This window comes from Paenibacillus sp. FSL R5-0928 (assembly GCF_037970385.1).
GTDB classification, from domain to species: Bacteria; Bacillota; Bacilli; order Paenibacillales; family Paenibacillaceae; genus Paenibacillus_AQ; species Paenibacillus_AQ odorifer.
This window is the reverse complement of sequence record NZ_CP150225.1, coordinates 3,866,403-3,891,025: the sequence shown is the minus strand read 5'-3', so window position 1 is coordinate 3,891,025 and position 24,623 is coordinate 3,866,403. Positions and strand designations below refer to the sequence as shown.

The 24,623-nt window shown below is 43.3% G+C and carries 26 protein-coding genes and 2 riboswitches; of the genes, 24 read left to right on the top strand and 2 right to left on the bottom strand.

The genetic code is table 11. The features are described from left to right. Window positions 1-113: 113 nt before the first annotated feature. Window positions 114-1,037, bottom strand: coding sequence for an L-lactate dehydrogenase (locus MKZ16_RS17420; RefSeq protein WP_036687562.1), 924 nt, complete (start codon window positions 1,035-1,037; stop codon window positions 114-116). 172 nt (window positions 1,038-1,209) lie between these two features. On the opposite strand from MKZ16_RS17420, the gene MKZ16_RS17415 reads away from it, so the two are divergent. From MKZ16_RS17415 to murB, 16 genes are all read left to right on the top strand, one after another. Beyond that, the gene (locus tag MKZ16_RS17415; protein ID WP_036687561.1) at window positions 1,210-2,592 is read left to right on the top strand and encodes an amino acid permease; all 1,383 of its coding nucleotides are present in this window, start codon (window positions 1,210-1,212) and stop codon (window positions 2,590-2,592) included. Between the two features lie 30 nt (window positions 2,593-2,622). Beyond that, the gene (locus MKZ16_RS17410; RefSeq protein ID WP_081393460.1) at window positions 2,623-3,912 is read left to right on the top strand and encodes a hypothetical protein; all 1,290 of its coding nucleotides are present in this window, start codon (window positions 2,623-2,625) and stop codon (window positions 3,910-3,912) included. Between the two features lie 223 nt (window positions 3,913-4,135). After that, entirely contained in the window at window positions 4,136-4,312 is a 177-nt protein-coding gene (locus MKZ16_RS17405; protein ID WP_169744776.1) for a hypothetical protein, read from the top strand. Between the two features lie 193 nt (window positions 4,313-4,505). After that, the gene (locus MKZ16_RS17400) at window positions 4,506-4,898 is read left to right on the top strand and encodes a DUF2500 domain-containing protein (protein WP_036687780.1); all 393 of its coding nucleotides are present in this window, start codon (window positions 4,506-4,508) and stop codon (window positions 4,896-4,898) included. Between the two features lie 584 nt (window positions 4,899-5,482). Continuing rightward, complete coding sequence (locus MKZ16_RS17395) at window positions 5,483-5,683, top strand: hypothetical protein (protein ID WP_143759101.1); 201 nt, start codon at window positions 5,483-5,485, stop codon at window positions 5,681-5,683. 175 nt (window positions 5,684-5,858) lie between these two features. Beyond that, the gene (locus MKZ16_RS17390; RefSeq protein ID WP_036687557.1) at window positions 5,859-6,290 is read left to right on the top strand and encodes a cell wall hydrolase; all 432 of its coding nucleotides are present in this window, start codon (window positions 5,859-5,861) and stop codon (window positions 6,288-6,290) included. Between the two features lie 121 nt (window positions 6,291-6,411). After that, window positions 6,412-6,876, top strand: coding sequence for a spore coat protein GerQ (gerQ, locus tag MKZ16_RS17385; RefSeq protein ID WP_036687556.1), 465 nt, complete (start codon window positions 6,412-6,414; stop codon window positions 6,874-6,876). Window positions 6,877-7,190: 314 nt separating this feature from the next. After that, on the top strand, window positions 7,191-8,507 hold the full coding sequence (locus MKZ16_RS17380) for a hemolysin family protein (RefSeq protein ID WP_036687555.1): 1,317 nt from the start codon (window positions 7,191-7,193) through the stop codon (window positions 8,505-8,507). Window positions 8,508-8,704: 197 nt separating this feature from the next. After that, a complete protein-coding gene (locus tag MKZ16_RS17375) occupies window positions 8,705-9,421 on the top strand; it encodes a DsbA family protein (RefSeq protein WP_063829842.1) in 717 nt (238 codons plus the stop codon). Further along, entirely contained in the window at window positions 9,418-9,882 is a 465-nt protein-coding gene (locus MKZ16_RS17370; protein WP_036687553.1) for a disulfide oxidoreductase, read from the top strand. The genes MKZ16_RS17375 and MKZ16_RS17370 overlap by 4 nt, the downstream gene beginning before the upstream one ends. 194 nt (window positions 9,883-10,076) lie before the next feature. Then, window positions 10,077-10,236: riboswitch (cyclic di-AMP (ydaO/yuaA leader) on the top strand. Window positions 10,237-10,360: 124 nt separating this feature from the next. After that, window positions 10,361-12,178: an APC family permease gene (locus MKZ16_RS17365; protein ID WP_036687552.1), complete on the top strand. Its 1,818-nt coding sequence runs from the start codon at window positions 10,361-10,363 to the stop codon at window positions 12,176-12,178. A gap of 203 nt (window positions 12,179-12,381) precedes the next feature. Further along, window positions 12,382-13,389: an iron-hydroxamate ABC transporter substrate-binding protein gene (locus MKZ16_RS17360; protein WP_081389272.1), complete on the top strand. Its 1,008-nt coding sequence runs from the start codon at window positions 12,382-12,384 to the stop codon at window positions 13,387-13,389. Between the two features lie 220 nt (window positions 13,390-13,609). After that, window positions 13,610-14,665, top strand: coding sequence for an iron ABC transporter permease (locus tag MKZ16_RS17355; RefSeq protein WP_076106779.1), 1,056 nt, complete (start codon window positions 13,610-13,612; stop codon window positions 14,663-14,665). After that, on the top strand, window positions 14,665-15,699 hold the full coding sequence (locus tag MKZ16_RS17350) for an iron ABC transporter permease (protein ID WP_036687550.1): 1,035 nt from the start codon (window positions 14,665-14,667) through the stop codon (window positions 15,697-15,699). The genes MKZ16_RS17355 and MKZ16_RS17350 overlap by 1 nt, the downstream gene beginning before the upstream one ends. 55 nt (window positions 15,700-15,754) lie before the next feature. Beyond that, on the top strand, window positions 15,755-16,555 hold the full coding sequence (locus MKZ16_RS17345) for an ABC transporter ATP-binding protein (RefSeq protein WP_036687549.1): 801 nt from the start codon (window positions 15,755-15,757) through the stop codon (window positions 16,553-16,555). A gap of 152 nt (window positions 16,556-16,707) precedes the next feature. After that, complete coding sequence (murB, locus tag MKZ16_RS17340; protein WP_076106777.1) at window positions 16,708-17,619, top strand: UDP-N-acetylmuramate dehydrogenase; 912 nt, start codon at window positions 16,708-16,710, stop codon at window positions 17,617-17,619. Window positions 17,620-17,682: 63 nt separating this feature from the next. Here the strand turns inward: murB and MKZ16_RS17335 are convergent, their stop codons facing one another. Next, entirely contained in the window at window positions 17,683-18,018 is a 336-nt protein-coding gene (locus MKZ16_RS17335) for a hypothetical protein (RefSeq protein ID WP_036687547.1), read from the bottom strand. Window positions 18,019-18,283: 265 nt separating this feature from the next. Beyond that, window positions 18,284-18,327, top strand: a riboswitch (PreQ1 riboswitch). Between the two features lie 163 nt (window positions 18,328-18,490). Between MKZ16_RS17335 and queF the strand changes: the two genes are divergently transcribed. The 8 genes from queF to MKZ16_RS17295 all read left to right on the top strand — a co-directional run bounded on the left by queF (window position 18,491) and on the right by MKZ16_RS17295 (window position 24,604). Beyond that, window positions 18,491-18,964, top strand: coding sequence for a preQ(1) synthase (queF, locus tag MKZ16_RS17330; RefSeq protein WP_036687775.1), 474 nt, complete (start codon window positions 18,491-18,493; stop codon window positions 18,962-18,964). A 29-nt stretch (window positions 18,965-18,993) separates the two neighbouring features. Then, on the top strand, window positions 18,994-19,656 hold the full coding sequence (queC, locus tag MKZ16_RS17325; protein WP_076106774.1) for a 7-cyano-7-deazaguanine synthase QueC: 663 nt from the start codon (window positions 18,994-18,996) through the stop codon (window positions 19,654-19,656). Next, window positions 19,656-20,138, top strand: coding sequence for a 6-carboxytetrahydropterin synthase (locus tag MKZ16_RS17320; protein ID WP_036687544.1), 483 nt, complete (start codon window positions 19,656-19,658; stop codon window positions 20,136-20,138). Before queC ends, MKZ16_RS17320 begins: the two co-directional genes overlap by 1 nt. Continuing rightward, window positions 20,131-20,853 (top strand): 7-carboxy-7-deazaguanine synthase QueE, encoded by a 723-nt coding sequence (gene queE / locus MKZ16_RS17315; protein ID WP_036687542.1) that lies wholly within the window; start codon window positions 20,131-20,133, stop codon window positions 20,851-20,853. The genes MKZ16_RS17320 and queE overlap by 8 nt, the downstream gene beginning before the upstream one ends. A gap of 135 nt (window positions 20,854-20,988) precedes the next feature. Beyond that, a complete protein-coding gene (locus MKZ16_RS17310) occupies window positions 20,989-21,510 on the top strand; it encodes a cysteine hydrolase family protein (RefSeq protein ID WP_036687540.1) in 522 nt (173 codons plus the stop codon). Next, window positions 21,511-22,329 (top strand): VanW family protein, encoded by an 819-nt coding sequence (locus MKZ16_RS17305; protein ID WP_076106772.1) that lies wholly within the window; start codon window positions 21,511-21,513, stop codon window positions 22,327-22,329. It begins immediately after the preceding gene. 81 nt (window positions 22,330-22,410) lie between these two features. Next, window positions 22,411-23,547 carry a zinc-dependent alcohol dehydrogenase gene (locus MKZ16_RS17300; RefSeq protein ID WP_076106770.1) on the top strand — a complete coding sequence of 379 codons (1,137 nt, stop codon included), beginning with the start codon at window positions 22,411-22,413 and terminating at the stop codon, window positions 23,545-23,547. A 142-nt stretch (window positions 23,548-23,689) separates the two neighbouring features. After that, window positions 23,690-24,604, top strand: a complete 915-nt coding sequence (locus tag MKZ16_RS17295; RefSeq protein WP_036687536.1) for a DMT family transporter — start codon at window positions 23,690-23,692, stop codon at window positions 24,602-24,604. Window positions 24,605-24,623: the final 19 nt, after the last annotated feature.

The following is a 24,623-nucleotide window of genomic DNA, read 5'->3' as shown; positions in this document are numbered from 1 at the left end:
TCGTGTTATATTAAAAACCGTCCTTTTCATAGTGGAGGCAACGCTCCACATATAAAAAGGACGGTTTCTTGTGTCTTTTGTAGTCAAAAAGGGCTGTTTCCAGCCAGATTCGCTTACAATTCTAGCTTAGCTATTTCTGCTTTTAGCTTCTCAGCGGATTTCTGGAATAAAGCCTGTTCGGTTTCATTGAGTGGGAGGTCCAGTACCTGTCGAACACCCGAGCGATCTACTACGCAAGGTGCACCGAGATAGACATCCGAAACCCCGTTATAGTTATTTAATAAAGTAGAAACATTCAACACGGCGCCTTCATTATGAAGAATGGAGACTACAATTCGGTCCAGTGCAAGCGCTATTGCATAAGAGGTTGAGCCTTTGGCATCAATTATTTCATAGGCTGCATTCTTGGTATCTTGGAAGATTTCTTCGCGTTCTGCTTCGTCAAAACCAAGATCAATCCCAGCTACATTCGCAAGACTCCAAACCGGAAGCTCTGAATCTCCATGTTCACCGATGATCTGTCCGTGAATACTGCGAGGATCGATTTCTTTGTGAAGACCGATCAAATAGCGAAAACGAGCACTATCAAGTACCGTACCAGAACCAATTACACGTCTGCGGTCAAACCCGCTTATTTTCAAAGTCGCGTAAGACAGAATATCTACAGGGTTAGTCGCAATAAGTAGAATGGCATGTTGGTTATACTTTGTAATTTTTTCAATGATATCTTTAAAAATTGAAATATTTTTACGAAGCAGATCTATCCGGGTTTCTCCCGGTTTTTGTGATGCACCGGCAGTTACTATAATGATATCTGCTTCACGGCAGTCTTCATAAGTACCAGCCCATAACTTCACACCACCGACAAAAGGCATGCCGTGATTCATATCCAGTGCTTCGCCAAGTGCTTTCTGATGATTAACGTCAATAAGTACGAGTTCGGGCATACGTCTACGTAACAATAATGTATAGGCTGTAGTTGTACCAACTGCTCCAGTACCGATAACTACGACCCGATTGGGTTTTGGGGGGGCCATGTCTCCATCTCCTTAATATTTCAAATTTTCGGTTTCAATCTTGTCCATCATAATCGTTAACGGTAGTGTTTTCAAGCTGATCTTATTTAATGCATTACCCTAATTAAGGCCATACTAAAATGTGATTTTTATTTCATTATCTTAGCAAGACTAGACAGGAGAGAATGTAAGGATGGATTTATTTCGTAAAAAGGCTCTAAACATACCCACAAGTTCTGAGGGGACGCAGTTAAACAAGACGTTGGGTGCCCTGGATCTAACAATGCTTGGGGTAGGAGCCATTATCGGCACAGGTATTTTTGTAATGACAGGAGTTGCCGCAGCAGAACATGCAGGTCCTGGTCTTATAATTTCTTTTTTACTGGCGGCGTTTGCCTGTGTGCTCTCGGCATTATGTTATTCGGAATTTGCTTCGACCATTCCTGTTTCCGGGAGTGCTTATGCTTATAGTTATGTAGCCTTTGGAGAACTATTAGCTTGGATCTTAGGCTGGGATCTCGTCTTGGAATACGGAGTTGCCGCAGCGGCTGTAAGCAGTGGCTGGTCAGGGTATTTTCAGGGGTTATTAGAGGGCTTTGGGATACATCTCCCAACCGCACTATCGGGGGCTTATAATCCGGAAGCGGGTACAATAATAAATCTGCCTGCAGTAATCATCATTTTGTTAATTTCCTATTTACTGACTCGGGGAACGAAAGAAACGGCACGTTTTAACGCCATCATGGTCTTTATCAAAATAGCAGTGGTGCTTCTATTTATCGTAACTGGATTTTTCTATGTGAAGCCAGAGAATTGGACTCCATTTCTCCCCTTTGGGTACCATGGCGTGATCAATGGCGCGGCCACAGTGTTTTTTGCCTACATAGGTTTTGATGCGCTAGCAACCGCTGCAGAAGAGGTGAAAAGACCCCAACGCGATTTGCCGATTGGAATTATTTCATCCCTTGCTATCTGCACTGTCTTGTACGTTCTTGTCTCACTCGTATTAACAGGTATTGTTCCATATACTGATCTCAATGTTAGTGATCCTGTATCTTATGCGCTTCGCTTTGTAAATCAGGATATGATTGCCGGTCTGATCTCTGTCGGAGCCATTGCGGGTATGACTACGGTATTGCTCGTGATGTTATTCGGTCAAACCCGGCTGTTATTTGCCATCTCACGTGATGGCCTACTGCCAATAAGTTTATCTAAGATTAATGCTAAAACACAGGTACCTGTACGAAGCACATGGATGGTAGGCATCTTAATAGCCGTGTTAACGGGTTTCATCCCACTGGATCGGTTGGCAAATCTGACAAGCATAGGAACATTGTTTGCCTTTTTTGTAGTGTCTTTAGGGGTAATCGCGCTTAGATATATTCATCCGGATTTAAAAAGAGGGTTCAGAGTTCCATGGGTACCTTTCATTCCGCTGTTAAGTGCGGCAACTTGTGGTATTTTGATGTATAATCTAGGAAGTGAGACATGGATTGGTTTTCTAATTTGGACAGTTGTTGGACTTCTAATCTATGCACTATACGGCTATCGTAATAGTAATTTGAATCATAAATAAGATTCAATCCATCCGAGAGGAGAGAGGTTATTGGCATCTAAGATTGCTGGATTGAAGGGAATAAGATTAATATTGATGCTGATTTTGTTAGCGTGGGTGGTCACGGCTTGTTCATCTCCTCCCCCGGAACCTACTCAGCAGCCCCAGCCGACAGAGGCACCTGAAGAAGGACAGACGATAACCCTGATTACTCCAGACGCCAATCATGTTGACAATGATAGTGCTCCGAAATATCAAATTCAGACTCGTCTTACAGATTTTCAGCTGCTTAGTGAAAGTGAAGGTCTGGCCTGGGGGGTTACCAAAAACGAACTCCGGTTGTACTTGACCCGGGATAACGGAGCAACTTGGGCTAATATTTCACCAGCACCAAATGTGCAGTTCCTCTCCAACCCTGTGTATGGGAAGGGGATTTTCTTCACGGATCCATCACATGGTTGGATTATAAGAAGTGCTTTTGGCTCGACAGAAACGATTGTGCTGCGAACCACAGATGGTGGCCAAAGCTGGAAAATCTCATCTTTAGGAGATGTTAATACAGTATCCTCTGTATATTTCAACTCACCAAAACGGGGTTGGCTGATGACCTCATGGAACGCATCTTCCAATAAAGAGAACAAGGCACTTTTTTCAACAACAGACGGTGGGGCCACTTGGGAAGAAGTGATGCAGAATGAGCAATACAATCCGAATTTCCCTAATGATTCGATACCGTTTGCCGGCGTCACCACTGGAATGATTTTTCGCAATAGTACACATGGATTTGTGACAATGCAGACAGGTGCTCTTCCCAAAATCTTTATGACAAAAGATGGCGGTAAGAGCTGGAGCCTCGGGCCAGCTTTTCTGGTTAACGAACGTTTAGAGGATTGTGACCGAGTAATTACGGGCAAACCGGAGTTCTTCGATACCAGTAAGTCTACTGGTTGGATGTCTGTTGGCTGCCAAAAGGATAAAGAAAAAACAATCGCCTACCATGGATATTTTACGGCTAACGGTGGAGCAAACTGGAAATTTGCATCCTTTGGATTGAACGCACAAGCTGGTGTCAATCGTCAAATTGCTCCGACGTTTTTGAACTCACAGATCGGTTGGACCATACTTGGCGACACCCTTTACCATACGGTGGATCAAGGAGCTACGTGGTTGCCCCTTAAAGAGAGCAGTGTACTGCGATCTAAACTTCTGGAATATCCGGAGATTGTAAAGCTGCAGTTTTTTTCCACTGAGGTGGGGTGGCTTTTGATTGAGAAAAAAGAGGACAAGCGCTCGATACTGTTACAGACTACGAATGGTGGTATCAGCTGGCGCGTAATGTAATAAGGAAAAAGAACCTGCCTGTTGGTAGGTTCTTTTGTTGTTAGCAGAGTGGGGGTTTATTGTTGTTTGTGAATGATTGAATATAAGGAAAAAACTTATTTAAAATTTTCTTTATAAATGTGAAAAAAATCACATGACATTTAAAGAATCCTGTGATATATTTAACACATAGAAAACAAGTTCAAATTTTCACAAACTCAGACATCGAATAGGAGAGATTACAATGAAAACATTCGAAACAGATTATATGACAAGAAACCTTTTGCAACTTTGCTACAACTGTGATGACGCTCATCTTTGTGAAACTGAAGAACAATGCAGAGCTTGCTGGGCTGAAAATGGAATGTTAGATGATCAGACAGACGAAACTAAGAAATTGCTAGACCTAGTTCATGCTTAATTTAATTACTGAAAACTCTGTATAGAGACCACTCGAATTCTTGATTTTTAAGAAAACGAAGTGGTCTTTTTGCATCTAGTCTCACTTATTTAATGCTTTCTGGACTAGATGAGGCATATACATGTACAGAAGTACCCAGAACGCAGCAATTAGGCTGAATTACAAGGGGAAGAAGGGGGAAACTGTCATGGGAATGGGCCCGGATCTTTCGTGGATGTTTGATTTTGCCGGAACGGTGATGCCGATCTTTATCGTTGTTATGATTGGTATTCTTGCTATATCAGCAGGCAGGGGCTTGCTTCAATGGGGCAGGAACAATGGCTCACCCATACTAACAATCCCTGCACATATCGTTAGCAAACGGACTGAAGTACGTCAGCAGCAGCTTCAGGAAGAGAATGGCTCAACTCGTACGAGTACAACTTACTATTTAACGTACGAGCTGGAAGGCGGCAGTCGCATGGAATTTAAAGTAGATGGCCATGAATATGGCTTGAGCGCAGAAGGCGATAGAGGAATGCTTACTTATCAAGGAACTAGATATCATGGATTCCAACGACAGCCACAATACTCAACTGCGGAGTAGTCATTTGTTATATAAAATCAAAGCAGCGATCCCCATGCTAATGGAGGAGCGCTGCTTTGCGTTTTGGTTATGTACCATTCAAGCCCACTGATCCTGTAGCTCTCAAAGCCCACTGATCCCGTAGCGCTCAAAGCTCACTGATACTATAGCTCTCAAAGCTCACTGTAGGTGCGATCATCTACTAAGTAGCTGATTATCATCATCCCCTTACCTTACGGACCCAGATGACGTTATTTGTAATTTCACAGCCTTTTGAGCCTAGTTTCGGACTCCAATGCAGCTATTCATTAGAAAGATGCTTATAATCGGTGCTTTGCGGGCCAATAGGGGCTTTGGGGTCCGATAGAATCCCAAAAGTGGATTAATATCGCGAATAAGGTCAGCTGTGTCCGATAGCGCCTTCTGAGCGGACGTTTACGTGGATGCTGTTGCTGACGTTGAAGCTATTGCTGTTGCTAACAAGGACATCGACGCTGACGTGGACATTGTGGCTAACACCGACAACGATTCCAGCACCGATTCGACGCTAAAACCGACGCCGACTCTGATGCTGTACTGACGCGCTAAAACCGACGCCGACCCTGATGCTGCCACCAACATCGACTCAGACGCTAACGCTGTCGTTAACAAGGACATCGATGCTAACGCTGACATTGTCGCTAACACCGACACCGCCCCCCGACTCAGACGCTAACGCTGTCGTTAACGAGGACATCGATGCTGACGCTGACTTTGTCGCTAACACCGCAGCTGCCCCCGACTCTTACGCTGTAACACGAATGTAATTGGGCAAACGCAGCTTAGAGTGTAGATAAAGGGGATTTGCTGAGTGGTTAAAAGGAAAAATCCCTACTCTAAAAAATAGGCGGGAACTGTCACCTCTTAGGCGAATGCACATACTATACAGCATGCAGTTAAGAACGAGGTTGCTACAAGAAGTGACCCCAAGGAGGAGACAGCGTGGCCGTCATCAAAACGAACTCGGAAGATGTGAAGGTGCTGGCGCGGTTGATGAGAGCGGAAGCTGAGGAAGATGGAGAACTCGGTATGCTCATGGTCGGCAATGTTGGCGTCAACCGGATTCTTGGCAATTGCTTGGACTTTAATAACATTCGGAATGTGAATGACATGGTCTATCAAAGTCCAGGAGGTTTCGAAGCGCCGCAGAAGGGATACTTCTATCAGCGAGCCAGAGAAGCAGATATCCGTCTAGCCAAACGTGTAATTGCTGGTGAAAGAACCTGGCCAGCTACCAATGCTTTGTGGTTCTTCAGACCCGCAGGTGATTGTCCTGCAACCTGGTATAACCAACAAAACACAGGCCGCTTCAAAGCCCATTGCTTCTTTACTCCGACCGGAGAAGATTGCCCGACTGTATTTATCGGCAATTAGTATGGTAACTGTGCAAAGAGAATTACTCAATAAAATGAGTAATTCTCACAGAAAGTAAGAGTGATTTCAATTGTGTCCAAAGGAGTTTATGCTCCCATAAACATTTAGGAGGTTTCATTAAATGATCGTTCAACCTTACCGCCCCGTAACTTATACCATCGGTAGTGTCTCTTCTTCAGGTATGCCAATGTCTTCCGGAATGCCGATGTCATCAGGAATGCAAGGCATGGGCAGCATGCCACCTCAAGTAAGCAGTGGCAGTCCAATGACGCCAGGGGGAGTAGTAGTTCAGAATCCACCACAAACGTTCGAACAATCCTACATCGAAAATATTTTCCGCCTGAATTTAGGAAAAGTAGGTACGTTTTATTTTACTTATGAGAACAACAAAGACTGGAATGCCAAAGTTTACAAGGGTGTGCTGGAAGCGGCAGGCCGTGACCACATTATTATCAGTGACCCTGCGACTGGCCAACGCACCGTCTTACTTATGATTTATTTTGATTATGCTACCTTCGATGAGCCCCTTACTTATCAATACCCAGGTGTAATTGGCAATCCTCCTACGATGAGAAATTGTCGCTAAATGTAATCCATCTTCGATGAGAAGAACTCCAACGCCAAACGGTTAGGAGTTCTTTTTATTTGTGATTAATTTATGGAATAATCTTGATAATCACTGCCCATTTTTTTTCGAAAGGACACGCATGCTTGCGGTTTGCCCCAATATATTAATATAATAAAGTATATATTCAAAAACGTGATTCTAGACTGGAGATGAAACCATTGGGAAATTGATACTGAAAGGAACAAACGGCGAGCATTTTGCCAATACTCTGAAAAAACGAAGGAGGTGGGCCTATCCATCCATGTACGGAAAATGGTGGATAGGAGTATAAATTGAGCGACCCTTTACCCGGTATATTACATGTTGGTCTTATTATTTTGTTGGTATTGTTAAATGGATTTTTTGTTTCAGTCGAATATGCAATGGTGAAAGTACGAAGTGGTAGAATTGATACCCTGATTGAAGAAGGTAGTAAAAAAGCTTTTAATGCAAAAAGCATTGTCAGCAACCTGGATGGCTATCTCTCAGCCTGTCAGCTCGGCATTACATTGGCTTCACTTGCATTAGGGTGGCTGGGTCAACCAGCTATAGCTAATCTTATAGGGCCTTTATTAGGAAGCATAGGTTTAGGAGAAACTGCTGTTAATGTTGTATCTTTGGTTATTGCTCTTATGTTCATTACTATCTTGCATATCGTATTAGGTGAGCTTGCACCTAAGACCATTGCTGTTAACAAGGCTGAATCTGTCCTTTTACTAACAGCAGGACCGATGAATGTATTTTACAAAATCATGTATCCAGTGATATGGATCGTTAATGGGCTGGCGCGTGGTTTACTGCAAATTTTCCGATTAGCCCCGGCTTCAGAGCTGGGAACGGCGCATACGGAAGAAGAAATTCGTATTATCATGCAGGAAAGTAACAAAAGCGGCTTTATCGATAATACTGAAATGGCTTTGGTTGACAATATTTTTGAATTTGTGGATACCATGGCTCGGGAGATCATGATTCCGCGGACAGAGATGATCTGTCTGAATAATCATGTTTCTGCTGAGGAGAACCTTGAGATTGCCTATGATGGCATGAGGACACGTTATCCCGTCTGTGATGGTGATAAGGATCATATTTTAGGCTTCATCCATATAAAGGACTTAATTAAGGATCGCCCGCAAAGTTATCAGAAATTAATTCGTCCAATATTAACCGTGCCGGAATCCATTCAGATTAGCGCTTTGCTGAAAGTTATGCAGCGTGCGAAGACACAAATCGCCATATTGATCGATGAATATGGTGGAACTTCAGGAATGGTGACATTGGAAGATATCATGGAGGAAATTGTTGGAGAAATTCAGGATGAATTTGATGAGGAACGTCCCGGTGTTGAGAAGCTTGGCGAGGATGAACACTCCATTGACGGTTTGATGCTTATTGAAGAGATTAATGATCTTTTGGGTCTTCATATGGAGACTGAGGATTACGATACGATAGGCGGCTGGCTGTATTCTAAATTGGAGGTTAATCCACCTCAAAAAGGGCAATCCGTAGAATTTGATGATCATCTATTTATTGTAGAAGAGACTGAGAATAAGCGAATTTCTCGAATTAAGCTATTGCGGTTACAGTTATTGAATGAAGAAGCTGGAGCTTGATGGAATTATATATTTTTAAAATAAGAGCAGCGTTTCTCCTTTTGGAGTCACGCTGTTTTTTTTGACTATACTGTTTGCCAAAAAGAGATTAATAATTATATAATTTTAAATGTATATGATAAAAACTACATTAGTCCCTAGAGGACAGAAAGGAATTCTCCTTGAGTAAACCTAAAAAAAGTCCAAATGTTCCCCAGTTGAGCAAACAAGAGAAACGACGGGTAGAACAGGAGCAACAGAAGCAGAAAACGAGAATTTTAGTTATTAGTTCAATAGCTGTAGTAGTTATCATTTTTGTTGGATTGTTTATGTTAGCTTCGAAAGATGCAGCAAAGAATGTCTCTACAGGAGAACCGGTAGAATTCAATTACAGTGAGCTACCTAGGATTGGTAATGAGGATGCACCTGTTAAGCTTGTTGAATTTGGCGATTTCAAATGTCCAGCTTGTTCCCAGTTTGCTGGCTCCATGAAACCGAAAATTGTTCAAGATTTTGTCAACGAGGGAAAAGCAGCTCTTTACTTTGTAAATATGGCTTTCGTTGGTCCTGACTCTGAGACAGCTTCACTAGCTGCATTGTCTGTATACCATCAGAATAAGGATGAATTCTGGAAGTTCTATGATGCTGTATATGCGCAGCAAGGGGATGAGAGCGACGAATGGGCCACTGAGGATTTCTTGATAAGCCTTGCTGAAAAAGAGAAATTAGCGATCGATTACGATCTGTTGCGTAAAGACATCCAAGAGAAAACTTATGCAGATGAGCTGAAGAAAGACATTCAGTTGGCAACTGACGCAGGCGTGACAACTACGCCTTCGCTCTACATTAATGGGGTGAAAACGGCTGAACCTTTCGATATTGAAGCGATTACATCTGAAATTAATACCGCCGCAAAAGCAGTGGAGGCAAAGTGACAAAATTCCTATCTTTTTGCAAGCGTAACTGCCTCTATCTGGCCTGGTTTGTCTCTTTGGTTGCTGTAGCTGGTAGCTTGTATTTAAGTGAAGTCTTGAAATATGAACCTTGTAAGCTTTGCTGGTTTCAGCGGATTTTTATGTATCCGCAGTTATTTTTGTTGGGAATTGCCACTTTCCGTGGAGATAAGCGCATCATTCCTTATGTGCTTCCATTAAGTTTGATTGGTGGCAGTATCTCAATCTATCATTATGCGGAACAGAAGATTCCAGCGTTAAGTAAAGTTCTACCTTGTACAATTGGTGTTCCTTGTAATAAAGATTACTTGAACTACTTCGGATTTATTACGATTCCTTTGTTAGCTTTAATCGCTTTTGCTCTAATTAGTCTCCTTCTTTGGTATGGACGTAAGGAAGAAGAAATGATTGAAGTAGATGCAGAGGAGAGCTTAGGATTTTAGTTTTCGCTTTGGAAGTTACAAAAAAGCTGAAAAGGTATTAAAATCACGGGCTAGAGGGATAATTGAAGATAATGAAAGAGAGCATCCAATAAGACGCTATATTTGAGCTTATTGGATGTTTTTTCATTCTTTTTTCATTTTTTTCAACGCTTTACTGTAGGCACTTTGTAGACTAATATTAGACCTTGTGAGAAGTTGAATATGCGCTGAATTTTCTTAGGAAAAACGGGGGAACCAAACTTGGCATTCATGCCAATGGGGTGAATCGGAACCGGGTCGAACAGACCTGTACCGTAGGGCTATAACCACAGCCCGAATCCGCCAGCTAACCTCGTAAGCAAGGTGGGAAAATGACCATGCATAAGCATGCGGATCATTTCCGTATGCTTATTTTTGTGTCTGCATTTATGAAATCCACCGATGAAAACAGCGCACGGAAATTCCGTTTCAGCTCCCAAAGAAAGGAACTGTATCCACCATGGTAAGCAAGGTAAAACGACTATTGATCGGACGTCCGATGAAGTCGAATGAACTCGATCATGAAAAGTTATCCAAGGTTAAAGCACTGGCTGTCCTGTCTTCTGATGCGCTCTCGTCTGTAGCCTACGGAACGGAACAAATACTGATTGTACTGGTGGCTGCCGGGTTTACTGCCATCTGGTATTCCCTGCCAATTGCATTAGCCGTATTGGGCCTGCTGGCCATCCTGATTTTATCCTATCGGCAGACGATTTTTGCTTATCCGCAAGGAGGCGGAGCTTATATCGTAGCCAAGAGCAATCTTGGTATTCCGACAGGGCTGCTCGCTGGGGGTTCATTATTGGTGGATTACATTCTTACCGTAGCGGTTAGTGCCTCGGCAGGGACGGATGCGATCACATCGGCTTTTCCAAGTCTTCATAATCATACTGTTCTCATCGCTGTATCTGTTATCGTTCTATTAACAATCATTAATCTTCGCGGAGTGACTGAATCGGCTTCGTTCATCGCAATTCCAGTGTATTTGTTTGTGGTTTCGATTGTTGTTCTGATTATCTCCGGTATCGTTAAATATGCAATGGGTGGCGCGCATGCGAATGTTCCTGAAATAGGCAGCGCCGTATCTAATGTAAGTTTGTTTCTACTATTAAAAGCGTTTAGCTCTGGTTGTTCAGCCCTAACGGGGGTTGAGGCCGTATCTAATGCGATCCCAAACTTTAAAGCACCGGCTGAGAAGAATGCAGCCAAGACGCTAATGATCATGGGACTTATCCTTGGCTTTATGTTTACCGGAATCACTGTGCTGGCGTATTGGTATGGTATTGTGCCAGATGAAAAGGCTACGGTTGTCTCTCAGATCGCTGAATCGACCTTTGGCCGTGGCGGATTGTACTTTTTCATTCAAGGGATTACAGCAGTGATTTTGTTCTTGGCAGCTAATACAGCATATTCAGCGTTTCCGCTGCTTGCCTTTATGTTTGCAAAAGATAAATATCTGCCACATGCATTTATGGTCCGTGGTGACCGCCTGGGCTTCTCAAATGGCATTATTTTTCTAGGAGTTATGTCTATCATACTTGTGGCTGCATTCCATGGGAATACGGAAGGTTTGATTCCACTTTATGCGGTAGGCGTGTTCATTCCTTTTACCTTATCCCAACTGGGGATGATGGTGCATTGGATCAAAACAAGACCTGCTGGATGGGTGAAAAGATTTGTTGTAAATACCATCGGTATGTTGACTACATTGACGATTACGCTTATATTTATCATTACTAAATTCTCGAGCGTATGGATGGCATTCATTTTCTTACCTGCTGTAATGTTCGTGTTCCACCGTATTCATAAGCACTATTTGAACACTGCGGATCAACTGCGTATATGTCCGGCTACTGATAAACCTATAATTAAAGGAAGTACTGTAGTTGTTCCTGTTGCAGGGGTTACACGTGCCGTATTACATTCCATCAGCTATGCGAAGTCTCTAACAGATAATGTTGTTGCTGTGTATGTAGGCTTTGATGAAGAAGACATTCATAAGATGGAGCAACGGTGGGAGGAATGGAATCCAGGCGTACGCCTGATTGTACTTCGCTCCAGATATCGTAGTATCATTCGTCCGTTAGTGAAGTTTATCGATACGGTTGAGTGGAAGACAGCTGCGACGGATCACATCACGATTCTGATTCCACAGTTTATTACCAAACATTGGTGGCAAGCCGTGCTTCATAATCAGACCAGCTTTTTAATCCGCTCGTATCTAATGAATCAAAAGGACGTTGTAGTAGCGACTGTCCCTTATCATTTAAATAAATAAGTAGAAGATTAAAGATGAGGTTATATCCGGAACGTTCGGAATATAACCTCTTTTGTATTTTATATGAAGGAAATTGTTGCAAATCCACAGAATTTGAAATTTATATGTTGACACAGAGAATGAGAATCAATATCATTTAAAAGTGAAGCAGAGGTAAAGGTCACCTTTGAATATCAAAGCAGTTACATATAGGAGGGTTTTTAATGTTTTGGCTTAACAGAAAAAGATCAGGAAGCATGAAAGTGACAATGAGCGGACTAATAGTGATGACGCTATTACTTTCCGCTTGTGGTAATAATAATGCTGAAAGTTCATCAAATGCAGGAACAGCGCCTACAACAGCTCCTACAGCAGAATCTACAGAGGCACCTGCTGCTCCTAAGACATTAACAGATGCAATGGGCCATGAAGTAACGATTCCGGCTAATCCACAGCGCGTCCTGGGTTCATATTTGGAAGACTCATTGGTAACTCTGGGTGTGACTCCAGTAGCTCAATGGTCAGTTACAAATGGCGTTCAGGATTATCTGGCCACTGAATTGAAGGATGTTCCTACAATTAGTTACGATCTTCCGTTAGAGGCTGTAACCAGCTTTGCTCCGGATCTTATTATCATCCCATCGGAGTCTTCTGTTCAGAACGGGATTTACGATCAGTTGAATAAGATTGCACCCACTTATGTAATTGGGGATGAACTAAATCAAGATTGGCGCAAATCTTTGCTCAAGATTGGTGAGATTTTGAACAAAACCCCTGAAGCAGAAAAAGCCATTAAAGATTATGATGTTAAAGCAGCGGCTGCGAAAGAACAGCTTGCAGGAGCTATTGGACAAGAGTCCGCGGCTATTCTATGGTTGGTGCAAAAAAACTTCTATATTGTAGACGAAACCCGCAGCAGTGGTGCTGTATTATATACAGACCTTGGCGTAAAGCTTCCTAACTTAGTAACAGAGATCCCAGTAGGAACAAGAGCAACTTGGAATCCGATCTCGCTAGAGAAGCTTTCTGAGCTGACCGCAGATCATATTTTCCTTGTAAATAGTGATAAGACTGAGGGTTCGGAGATCTTAGATAGTGCAATTTGGAAGGGCATCCCAGCTGTAAAAGCTGGAAATGTGCATGAAATGAGCTCAACAAGCAGCTGGCTTTACAGTGGTGCGAACGCTGGCAGCAAAATCATTGACGATGTGCTAAAAAGTCTTGTGAAATAAAAGTCGTAATTCACCATGAATGAGACTGATCATTTCGGTGGGGAAGGGCGTGCAGATCAAGTATCTCGTGATACAAAGATCTGCACCATTTTTTTATAAACCAATCCCATATTACGGAAAAATCGTTCCTGCAATTGTACAACATAAATATTTTTGCGATAATGAGAATGATTGTTGTTATCATATAAACCATTGTAACTATTGAATAAGGAGACAACCCATGGTTTTACCCTCAGATTTCGCAAATCGTATTAACAATGAACCCAAAAAAGCTCTACATACCCGACCGGCAGCTGCCATTGGTATTCTTATTTTTGGACTTGCTGCCATTGCCTTCGGATTGGCACTTTCGGTCTCAGTGGGTGCGGCAGATATCAAGTTAGCTACAGTATGGGAAGCTATATTTCATTTCAATCCAGATTTACAAAAACATCAGGTGATTAGAGAACTGCGATTTCCACGTGCTATTGCTGGCGCCTTAGTCGGTGCTTGCTTCGCAGTAGCAGGGGCTATCATGCAGGGGATGACAAGAAACCCGCTTGCGGATTCAGGGCTGTTAGGCTTGAATGCAGGAGCAGGAGTAGCGCTGGCAATAGTATTTGCTTTTGCACCCTCACTCTCATTCACTTCACTAATGTTGTATTGCTTTATCGGTGCCGCTGTGGCCTCTTTTATCGTATTCGGAATCGGTTCGCTTTCTTTTAATGGCCTGACCCCCTTGCGATTGACACTAGCAGGTTCGGCAGTTAGTGCTTTATTGGTTGCTATTAGTCAGGGAGTAGCTATTCTTTTCAACTTATCTCAGGATATAGCCTTCTGGTTAGCCGGTGGGATGGGGGGAGCTAGCTGGACTCAGATCAAGATTATATTCCCTTGGGTGGCCGTGGCCTTAATTGCAGCGATGATGTTATCACGATCCGTTACATTGCTCAGCTTAGGAAGAGAAGTTGCGGTTGGTCTGGGGCAGCGGACAAGGTTAGTTCAGTTGGCATGTATGATTGTTGTGGTTATCTTAGCTGGAAGTGCGGTTTCAACGGTTGGCCCGATTGCTTTTATAGGACTAATTATTCCACATGTTACACGTTATTTCGTTGGAGTGGACTACCGCTGGATTATACCTTGCTCGGCTGTTCTGGGGAGCTTATTGATTATCTTTGCAGATATTGCCGCAAGAATGATAAATGCACCGTATGAGACACCGCTAGGAGCCTTAATTGCCATCATCGGCGTACCTTTCTTTATTTATTTAGCGAGTAAGCGGAAGGGGGAGCTGTAATGCCCAAAATAACCCTTACTCCAGATGAAAAAGAACGCCGTACACGCGCCCTAACGGTGTTATCGCTCCTTGCTATACTGATCGTCGTGGTGTTTATAGTCAGTATGAATACAGGGTTTATGCGTCTATCCCCACTGGAGGTATTACATACACTGCTGGGTGATGGAACACATCAGCAAAAGCTTATTTTATTTGATTTCAGATTACCCCGCATCGTAATTTCATTGTTAGTTGGAGCGGGCTTTGCAGTATCAGGCTGTATTCTACAAAGTCTCGCACGTAATGCACTCGCTGAACCGGCTACGCTGGGCATAAGTGCTGGTGCAGGTTTTGCGGTAATCATTTTTATCTCGTTCTTTCCGGCTACAACAGCAGCTCCGGTATTTGTCTTGCCTCTCCTAGCGCTTGGTGGGGCTGGCCTGACCGCAGCTTTAATCTATATTCTTGCCTACCGAAAGGCAGATGGTCTGTCTCCTACAAGGCTGATCCTTATCGGGATTGCGGTCGCTGCAGGAATCAATGCTTGCCAGCTTGTATTGGCACTTAGGCTTGATCCTAATAATTATCAATTTGTAGCTACTTGGATCGCCGGGAAAATATGGGGTGGGGATTGGAGATTCGTCCTTGCTTTGCTGCCTTGGATCGCGATTCTGTTACCGTTCGCTTTCTATAAAGCCCGGGTTCTAAATGTATTGAATCTAGGAGACCATACTTCATTAGGTCTAGGAATGCGTGTGGAGAAGGAACGTATTCTCCTTCTGGTAACAGCCGTAGCGCTTGCCGGCTCCTGCGTCGCAGTAAGCGGAGGTATTGGCTTCGTCGGCCTGATAGCACCACACCTGGCTCGCAGGCTCGTGGGACCCCGTCATCAAGTGTTATTGCCTGCTAGTGCTTTGACAGGGGCGCTTCTTATGATTACCGCTGATACCATCGGCAGATGGGTGTTGCAACCTGCGGAAGTTCCGACTGGCATTGTGGTTGCGATTATTGGCGCACCTTACTTTTTATATTTACTCGCCAAGTCTAAAGCGTAAATTAGTTCATACTTAGGAGCATAGCTCCATAAAACTTTTAAGGGAGTTGTAGATCATGTCAGAACGTTTGAATACAGAAGAATTAAGTATTGGGTATGCAGAGGCTACTATAGTTAAAGGATTGAACTTGTCTATCCCTACGGGAAAAATCACCGCACTAGTGGGCGCTAACGGCTCCGGTAAATCTACAATCCTCAAAACGATGGCCCGGATTATGAAGCCGAAGAGTGGCACCGTAATGCTGGACGGCAAATCGATCCATAACTTTTCAACTAAAGAGGTTGCTAGGCAGCTAGCGATTCTACCGCAGAACCCAACGGCTCCTGACGGTCTGACGGTATCTGAGCTGGTCAGCTACGGTCGTTTCCCTCATCAAAAGGGATTTGGCACGATGACCGCTGAGGATCGCAACATCATCTCCAACGCCATCTCTGTTACGGGCATGGAATCTTTTCATGATCGCCCTATTGACCGTCTCTCAGGTGGACAACGTCAACGCGCATGGATCGCTATGGCGTTAGCTCAAGAAACAGATATTTTATTCCTTGACGAGCCTACAACCTTCCTAGATATGGCGCATCAGCTCGAAGTTCTTCAGCTATTGCAAAAGCTGAATGAGGAAGAAGGCCGTACCATCATCATGGTCGTGCATGATTTGAATCATGCTACTCGTTATGCGCAGCATATGGTAGCGATTAAGTCCGGTACTGTGGTTAGCGAAGGCTCACCTACTGAGGTTATGACACCAGATGTATTGCGGGAAGTGTTTGGAATTGAAGCGGATATCGTTCCGGATCCACGTACGGGTGTGCCACTGTGTCTTCCTTACGAGCTTGCTGCCTATAAAGCTGTGTAATTTTATCATCTAAAATCATACAACGAACAGGCTCCCGTCATTGACAAGGGAGCCTGTTCGTTGTTACAGTTGTGGTTGCCTACAATTTCATAATAACTCTTTAAAATAGATCAAGGACCATCATTTATACATGGTTAAAGGAGCATGAAAACATGAATATTGACAAAATTCAAGATGACCTAGAGCAGTTAATGACTGCAGGAATAGTGAAAAGTCATGAGAATTTAAAAGATCACGTGTACACTAAAATGGGCGGCAAAGCTGATATTTTGGCTGCACCAGCTACTTATGATGAAATTCAAAAGATCGTTACATATGCAGAACAAAATGGGATAACCCTTACGGTACTTGGGAATGGCTCCAATGTGATTATCCGTGATGGAGGTGTACGTGGGATCGTTCTGCAAACGGCAGGACTGACCGAAATGGGGATTCGCGACAATCTCTTATATGCGCAATGTGGTGCCAAAATAATTGATGTTTCCAGATATGCACTTGATAAGGAGCTTACGGGTCTTGAGTTCGCCTGTGGCATTCCAGGAACAGTTGGTGGAGCGCTCTATATGAACGCAGGTGCTTATGGCGGTGAGATCAAAGATGTCCTGCATAGTGCACTAGCTATAAATAAGAACGGGCAATTGGTAACTCTGCAAGGTGATGAGCTGCAATGGGGTTACAGAAAAAGCGTGTTCGCAAGCGGTGAGTACATTGTACTTGAGGCCAAATTTGCTATGACTTCCGGTGATGTTTTAACGATCAAGGCAAAAATGGATGAACTAACTTATTTACGTGAATCGAAGCAACCGCTTGAGTATCCATCCTGTGGGAGTGTATTTAAGCGGCCTCCAGGCCGTTTTGCAGGTCAGTTAATTCAAGAGAGCGGCTTACAGGGTACAAGAATCGGCGGTGCTGAGGTATCCAAGAAGCATGCGGGATTTATTGTGAATGCAGATAATGCAACAGCCAGTGATTACATCGGGCTAATCCACCATGTAAGAGCGACTGTGAAGGATAAATTCGGTGTAGAGCTGGAAACTGAAGTGGAGATCATTGGAGAAGAATAAATGATAAGCAAAAAGAGCCCACAATCGCTGTGGGCTCTTTTTGCTTATCATAATCATGTTCGTTTAATCTACTGAAAGGGTGTAATTAGCTCTGTCCGTAGTTATTTCTGCCTTGCGGTCGGCTAAGTCTACGATTTGAAGACCTTCAACAGCTAAATCATAAGTGGATTGTGGCAGGGATACCAGTTCACCATCGGCGTTAAGTGTGCTGCCGAAACCTCTTAATATCAGTGCACTTCCAAGATATTCATCAATAACATCGTCTGCACTCCGGAAATCTACGGACTCTAAATTGAAATGAACTTTATCCAAATCACGAAGTTCTTTCTTTTCAATAGCGATTGTTTCATTCAAATGATTGTTAAGCCAATCCATAAGCTGCTGTATACTTTGTTCCATAAAATGCTCCCACCCTTAGCTCGAAGATTATTATGAATAAGTTACCCTTTTCTTAGGATTTGAATCCTTTTTTTTGCCGCATCTTAATTAACCATATGAATAATTCATGTGATTAAAAAGAAATTCACGATCAAATGGCATTGTTTTTGAACTTCATAAACTCTACGTACGTAAAGAGTAGAACTTGTCAGGAGCGGGCTACCCATGGTATAGTTCAAGACGCAATATGCTTTATGCTTTAAGAAGAAGTCTGCACTAAAGTTGTGCAGGAGAGGTTCGCGAACTCCCTCTATAAAAAACTAAGAATATATTAAACAGTACAAGCGGTTGCTGTCCTTTATCCGGACGTTGCTTCCGTTTCTTCTTAGTGGAGCCAAGTTTTCGAAATCTCGTTCTTCTTTCCATTACCGGCCAAGGCCGAAGGAAAAGAGAGGGGTTTTTTGTCGTGTCAGAAGGAAGATTGAAAGAGGAAATGCAAGAAGTTACTTTGCTTGGTAATCAGGGAACACAGTACAAGTTTGGTTATGATCCAGACATTTTGGAGGTGTTTGATAACAAACATCCCGGACGTGATTATTTTGTTAAATTCAACTGCCCTGAGTTCACTAGCTTGTGTCCTGTAACGGGTCAGCCGGATTTTGCCACGCTGTATATTTCGTATATTCCTGAACAAAAAATGGTGGAATCCAAATCATTAAAGCTGTATCTGTTTAGCTTCCGCAACCATGGTGACTTTCATGAGGACTGTGTCAACATTATTATGAATGATCTGATCTCATTGATGGATCCGCGTTACATTGAGGTATGGGGCAAGTTCACTCCGCGCGGAGGCATTTCAATTGATCCTTATTGCAACTATGGAAGACCGGGTACGAAGTATGAGGCGATGGCGGAACACCGCTTAATCAATCACGACCTCTATCCAGAAAAAGTGGACAACCGCTAAATTCCAACTTGTGATAAGGAGAGATTCATATGAACAAAAAAGCACTCGTCGTATTCAGCGGCGGACAAGATAGCACCACTTGCCTGGTTTGGGCATTGCAGCAGTATGAGGAAGTGCAGGTAGTTACCTTCAACTATAATCAACGTCATGCGGCTGAAATCGAAGTTGCAACTGAGATAGCAGCTAAGTTTAATGTGAAACAGCATATTCTTGATCTGGGGCTGCTTAATCAGCTGGCACCCAATGCACTTACCCGTCAGGATATAGATATCGTGGCTGGGGAAGGGGATGAGCTTCCAAGTACTTTCGTCGATGGACGGAATTTGTTGTTTTTATCTTTTGCCGCAATATTAGCTAAACAACTGGGGTACTCCCATATCGTCACTGGGGTTTGCCAAACGGACTTTAGCGGTTATCCGGACTGCCGTGATGTTTTTGTGAAATCATTGAATGTTTCGCTGAACTTATCTATGGACTATGAGTTTGCGATCCACACTCCCCTAATGTGGCTGGATAAAAAAGAAACGTGGAAAATGGCCGATCAACTGGGGTATTTTGATTATGTTCGCGAACACACACTGACCTGTTACAACGGTATTATTGGCAGTGGCTGCGGTACTTGTCCAGCCTGTCTATTGCGTCAGCGTGGTCTTGAGCAATATGAGGCGGAGAGAATGGAGGCCGGTTCTTAATGCTTAACGAGGTTTCAGTCTGCAAAATATTTACGTTCGATGCGGCACACCAGTTAGTGGGACACAAAGGGAAATGCAGCAATCTGCACGGACATACTTATAAGCTCGAAGTAGTGCTTAAGGGCAAACCTATGGCCGCGGAAGGCCACTCGGATGAAGGCTTCGTCATTGATTTCAGCGATATCAAAATGACAGTACAACAAAGCCTTGTAGATCGTTTAGATCACGCTTTTCTTGCTATGGGAAATGAACCTGTGTTAGAGACGTTAACGAATACGGGCTCCAAAGTAGCCTTATTGTCTTTCCGCACCACAGTGGAGAATATGTCTTCATATATTGCCTACAAGCTTAAGCAAGCAGGGTTGCCTTTATACTCGGTAAAGCTATGGGAGACTCCAACCTCTTGGGCAGAGGTGCTGGCTGAAGATGTTCCGGATGAAGGGCCATCCTACCGTTTGTATGGAGGCTGTGACTGTGAGTAAGATTCCTGTAATTGAAATGTTCGGTCCAACTATTCAAGGCGAAGGTGCGGTAATTGGAGTGAAGACGATGTTTGTCCGCACCTATGGCTGCGATTATCGCTGCGGCTGGTGTGACTCCGCTTTTACTTGGGATGGTACGGCTAAGAATAAGGTTCGCATGATGGAAGCAGAAGAAATCATAAATGAATTATTGGCGTTAGCTGGAGATAATTTCGACTGTGTTACGATTTCAGGCGGTAATCCTGCCTTGATTGGTGAAGGAATGGGTACCTTCATCAACCTGCTTCATGAGCGTGGAATAAAAGCAGCGATAGAAACTCAGGGGAGTAAATGGCAGGATTGGTTCAATGACGTGGATGTGCTGACAATCAGTCCTAAACCTCCAAGCTCAGGAATGACAACGAATTGGGAAATGCTAGATAACATCATGAGTAAGATGGAGAAACTGGGTCGTTCTACGCATAGCTTGAAGGTCGTAGTGTTTGATGATAAGGATTTTGATTATGCGAAAAACGTTCACCAGCGATATCCGAATGTGCAGCTCTTTCTGCAGCCTGGTAATGATGATGTCACGGAAGAGGGCAACATTTCTGCTCGACTTCTGGGAAGGCTGGAGTGGTTGTTTAATAAAGTAATCGTGGATTCGGATATGAACAAGGTTCGTGTACTTCCACAGCTGCATGCATTGATCTGGCATAATAAGCGTGGCAAATAAAAGATTGATGAAATCGTCCGGGTATCTGCTTACAGATGCTCGGTTTTTATTTTTAACATTTGTAACTTCTAGTAGGTAGATAGTCTGTCCCAGTTTCTGGTATGATTTTGAAAAAAGCTCTTGGAGGTTATTCATTTGGAACAATCAACAGCATTATTAATTATCGATGTTCAAGAAGCCATGTTCTCCTATGAACTAAAGCTGTACGATGAAGAAGGTGTGATGGACAGGATTGTCTCCCTTCAGCAAAAAGCTCGATTAGCAGGTACTCCTATTGTGTATATTCAACATACCGAAGATGAGGAGTACACAAAAGGTACACCCACTTGGCAGATCAGTCACCGCATCACACCGCAGGAAGGCGAAGTTATCGTTGAGAAGCCTACTTGGGATGCTTTTCACCGAACGGAATTGCAAGATGAACTCCAAAAGCTCGGGATCACGAATCTGGTGATCTGTGGGATGCAAAGTGAATTCTGTCTGGATACGACAATAAGACGCGCATACAGCATGGGATATAAAAGTGTACTGGTTTCAGATGCTCATAGCACCTTTGATAATGGGGTTCTGAGTAGTAGGGAGATCGTTAAGCATCATAATGCGATAATTGGAGGTAGATTCGCCCAGTTACGAGCTGAAAGCGAGGTTCAGTTCTAGATGAATACACCCCAGGCTGCCATGAAGCCTATTCAGCGTTCTCGCCTTAGATTGTTTGCTGGCAAACGATATTTTATTTGGAAAAGATATTTGAAATGGTACACTGGACGAAGCAAAATAGCGAAGCAGCGTACGGATGAAACATTATCTTATGCAGCTATGACTCATGCTACCCCGTTATTAAGAAGTCTTCGGAATGTAGATATGGTGCTTCAATACAATAAAATTACTAACTTACGGCTGGCAATTGCGAAGCTGGATGGACTTGTTGTGCAGCCGGGGGAGACTTTTTCCTACTGGAGAAGTATTGGTAAGCCCACTAAACGAAAAGGGTATCTGGAGGGTATGGTGCTGCATTATGGTGGTTTTCATTCCGGGGTTGGAGGAGGCTTATGCCAGTTGTCTAATCTGATCTATTGGATGGCACTGCACACACCACTTACCGTTATTGAACGGCATCGTCACAGCTATGATGTATTTCCAGATGAACAACGTACACAACCTTTTGGAAGCGGGGCGACCTGTTCTTATAACTATTTGGATCTTCAATTGAAAAATAACACCGCTCAAACGTATCAACTAAAGCTCTGGCTGGACGATAGCCATTTACACGGGGAATGGAGATGCAATGAGCAGGCGCTTTATGATTATGAAGTATACGAAAGTGATCATAGGATTAGTCTAGAGCCTTGGGGCGGATATATACGCAGTAATAAGATCAGTCGAAAAGTATATACCCGATCTGGAGATCTAATTGGAGATGAAGCTGTAACTGATAATTACGCACTGATGATGTATTCTCCGCTTCTTCATGGATAAGAGGTTAGGGCTTAGGGATATAACATAGAAAGGTATGAACGTTATATCTCTAGACCATCTCCAAAGGAGCGGATTAACAGCATGAAAGCACTAACCTACCAAGGGAAGAAAAAAGTGGAAGTTAAAGAAGTAGCTGATCCGAAGCTTGAGAAAAAAGATGACATTCTTGTTCGGATTACCACTACGGCGATTTGTGGCTCGGATCTGCACATTTATAACGGAGAAATTCCAGGTATGCATGATGATTATATTATTGGTCATGAGCCGATGGGGATTGTTGAGGAAGTGGGACCTGACGTAACTAGAGTCAAAAAAGGTGACCGAGTCATCGTCCCCTTTAATGTCGCCTGTGGGCAGTGTTTTTTCTGCCAGCATGAGATGGAGAGCCAATGCGACAATGCTAATGACGCCAAGGACACAGGCGGTTATCTTGGTTATTCCGATACTTATGGCGGTTTTGCTGGCGGACAAGCTGAATTGCTGCGGGTACCTTATGGTAATTTTGGGCCTTTTGTAGTTCCGGAGGATGCAGAAATGGAAGATGAGAAAATTCTTTTCTTATCTGATATTGTGCCTACTGCTTGGTGGGGAGTAGAAAGCGGGGGAGTGAAGCCGGGAGATACGGTCATTGTTCTCGGCTGCGGGCCCGTGGGACTGCTAACTCAAAAGTTTGCCTGGATCAAAGGAGCCTCTAGAGTCATTGCTGTTGACCATATCGGCTACCGATTGCAACATGCGAAGTTGACCAATAATGTTGAAGTTTATAACTTCGAAGAGATCAAGGACATTGGGGCTCATTTGAAGGAGATCACTCATGGTGGCGCAGATGTGGTTATTGACTGTGTGGGTCTAGATGCCAAAATATCTGCCTTGGAGAAAGTGGAAACGGTTCTGAAGCTGCAAGGGGGCTCGCTCAGTGCATTCAGAATGGCCGCGGATATCGTACGTAAATTCGGAACCATCCAGCTTGTAGGGGTCTATGGACTTAATTACAATATGTTCCCGCTGGGTCAGCTATTTGAACGAAACATCACATTAAAGATGGGACAAGCGCCGGTGATTCACTATATGCCGTTGCTGTATAAGATGATTAAAGAAAATAAATTTGATCCTACAGATATCATTTCGCATCGCCTGCCAATTAGTAAAGCGGAGCATGGCTATGACGTTTTTAGTGAGAAAAAAGAAGATTGCATCAAGGTTGTTCTGAAGCCGTAGCCTTTTAAGAAGCATGAGCTTTCGTCAGAAATGACATTGCTTGTGCTTTTTTTAGTGAAATCTTATGAAAAAAGATGCATTTTTTCACGGTCTGCGTTAAATTAACATAAGTGACTTAAGATATTGAAAGGACGCGTAACATGTGAAACTTAAAAAACCGCCACTTCCGATTCCACTATTAATGTTGATAGGGATTGTGGCCATCTCTTTTTCCGCCATTTTTATTAAATGGTCTGATGCACCTGCATCTATACAAGGCATGTACAGATTATTATTTACCTCACTGCTGATGCTGCCTTTTGCAAGACCCTATAGTGGAGCTGCTTTTGCTCTTCGTAAAAAAGACTGGCTAATGCTCATCCTTTCAGGCGCAATGCTTGCGCTGCATTTTTTGCTATGGATGGGATCATTAAAGTATACTTCGGTAGCTAGTTCAACAATGATCATGGCGCTGGAGCCTGTATTTATTATGCTGGGTGTTTATTTTTTGTATAAGGAAAAGACAGCTCTGTCTGCTATTCTAGGGCTTGGCATTGCAATTGGCGGTGTCGTGTTTATCGGCTGGGGTGATATTGGAATCTCTGCAGATAATCTTAAAGGTGATCTATTATCGGTCGGAGGCACTGTGGCGGTAGCTATACATATGCTGATCGGTCAAAAGCTAGTGGTGCGCATGCCCTCTTATTTATATAGCTTGATTGTCTTCTTGTCAGCCGCTGGCGTGTTCGCCGTATACAATCTGTTCATGGGGATTTCCTTTTTTAATTATCCGGCCAAGGAATGGGGAATCTTTGTATTGTTAGCAGTGGTGCCAACGGTGTTTGGCCATATTTTGTTTAATTGGTTACTACAATATGTATCTGCGACTACGGTTTCAATGAACATTTTAGGAGAACCAGTGGGTGCCAGTATCTTAGCGTATTTACTCTTGGGTGAACAGCTAACAACCTTACAATGGGCAGGTGGGCTGCTCGTTATGATTGGACTCGCAGTATATTTGTACGCGGGAAGAAGGAAAACTATCCGGATGGCTGATGCCATTCAGAATGCTTCATAACAGATATTTTACACATAAA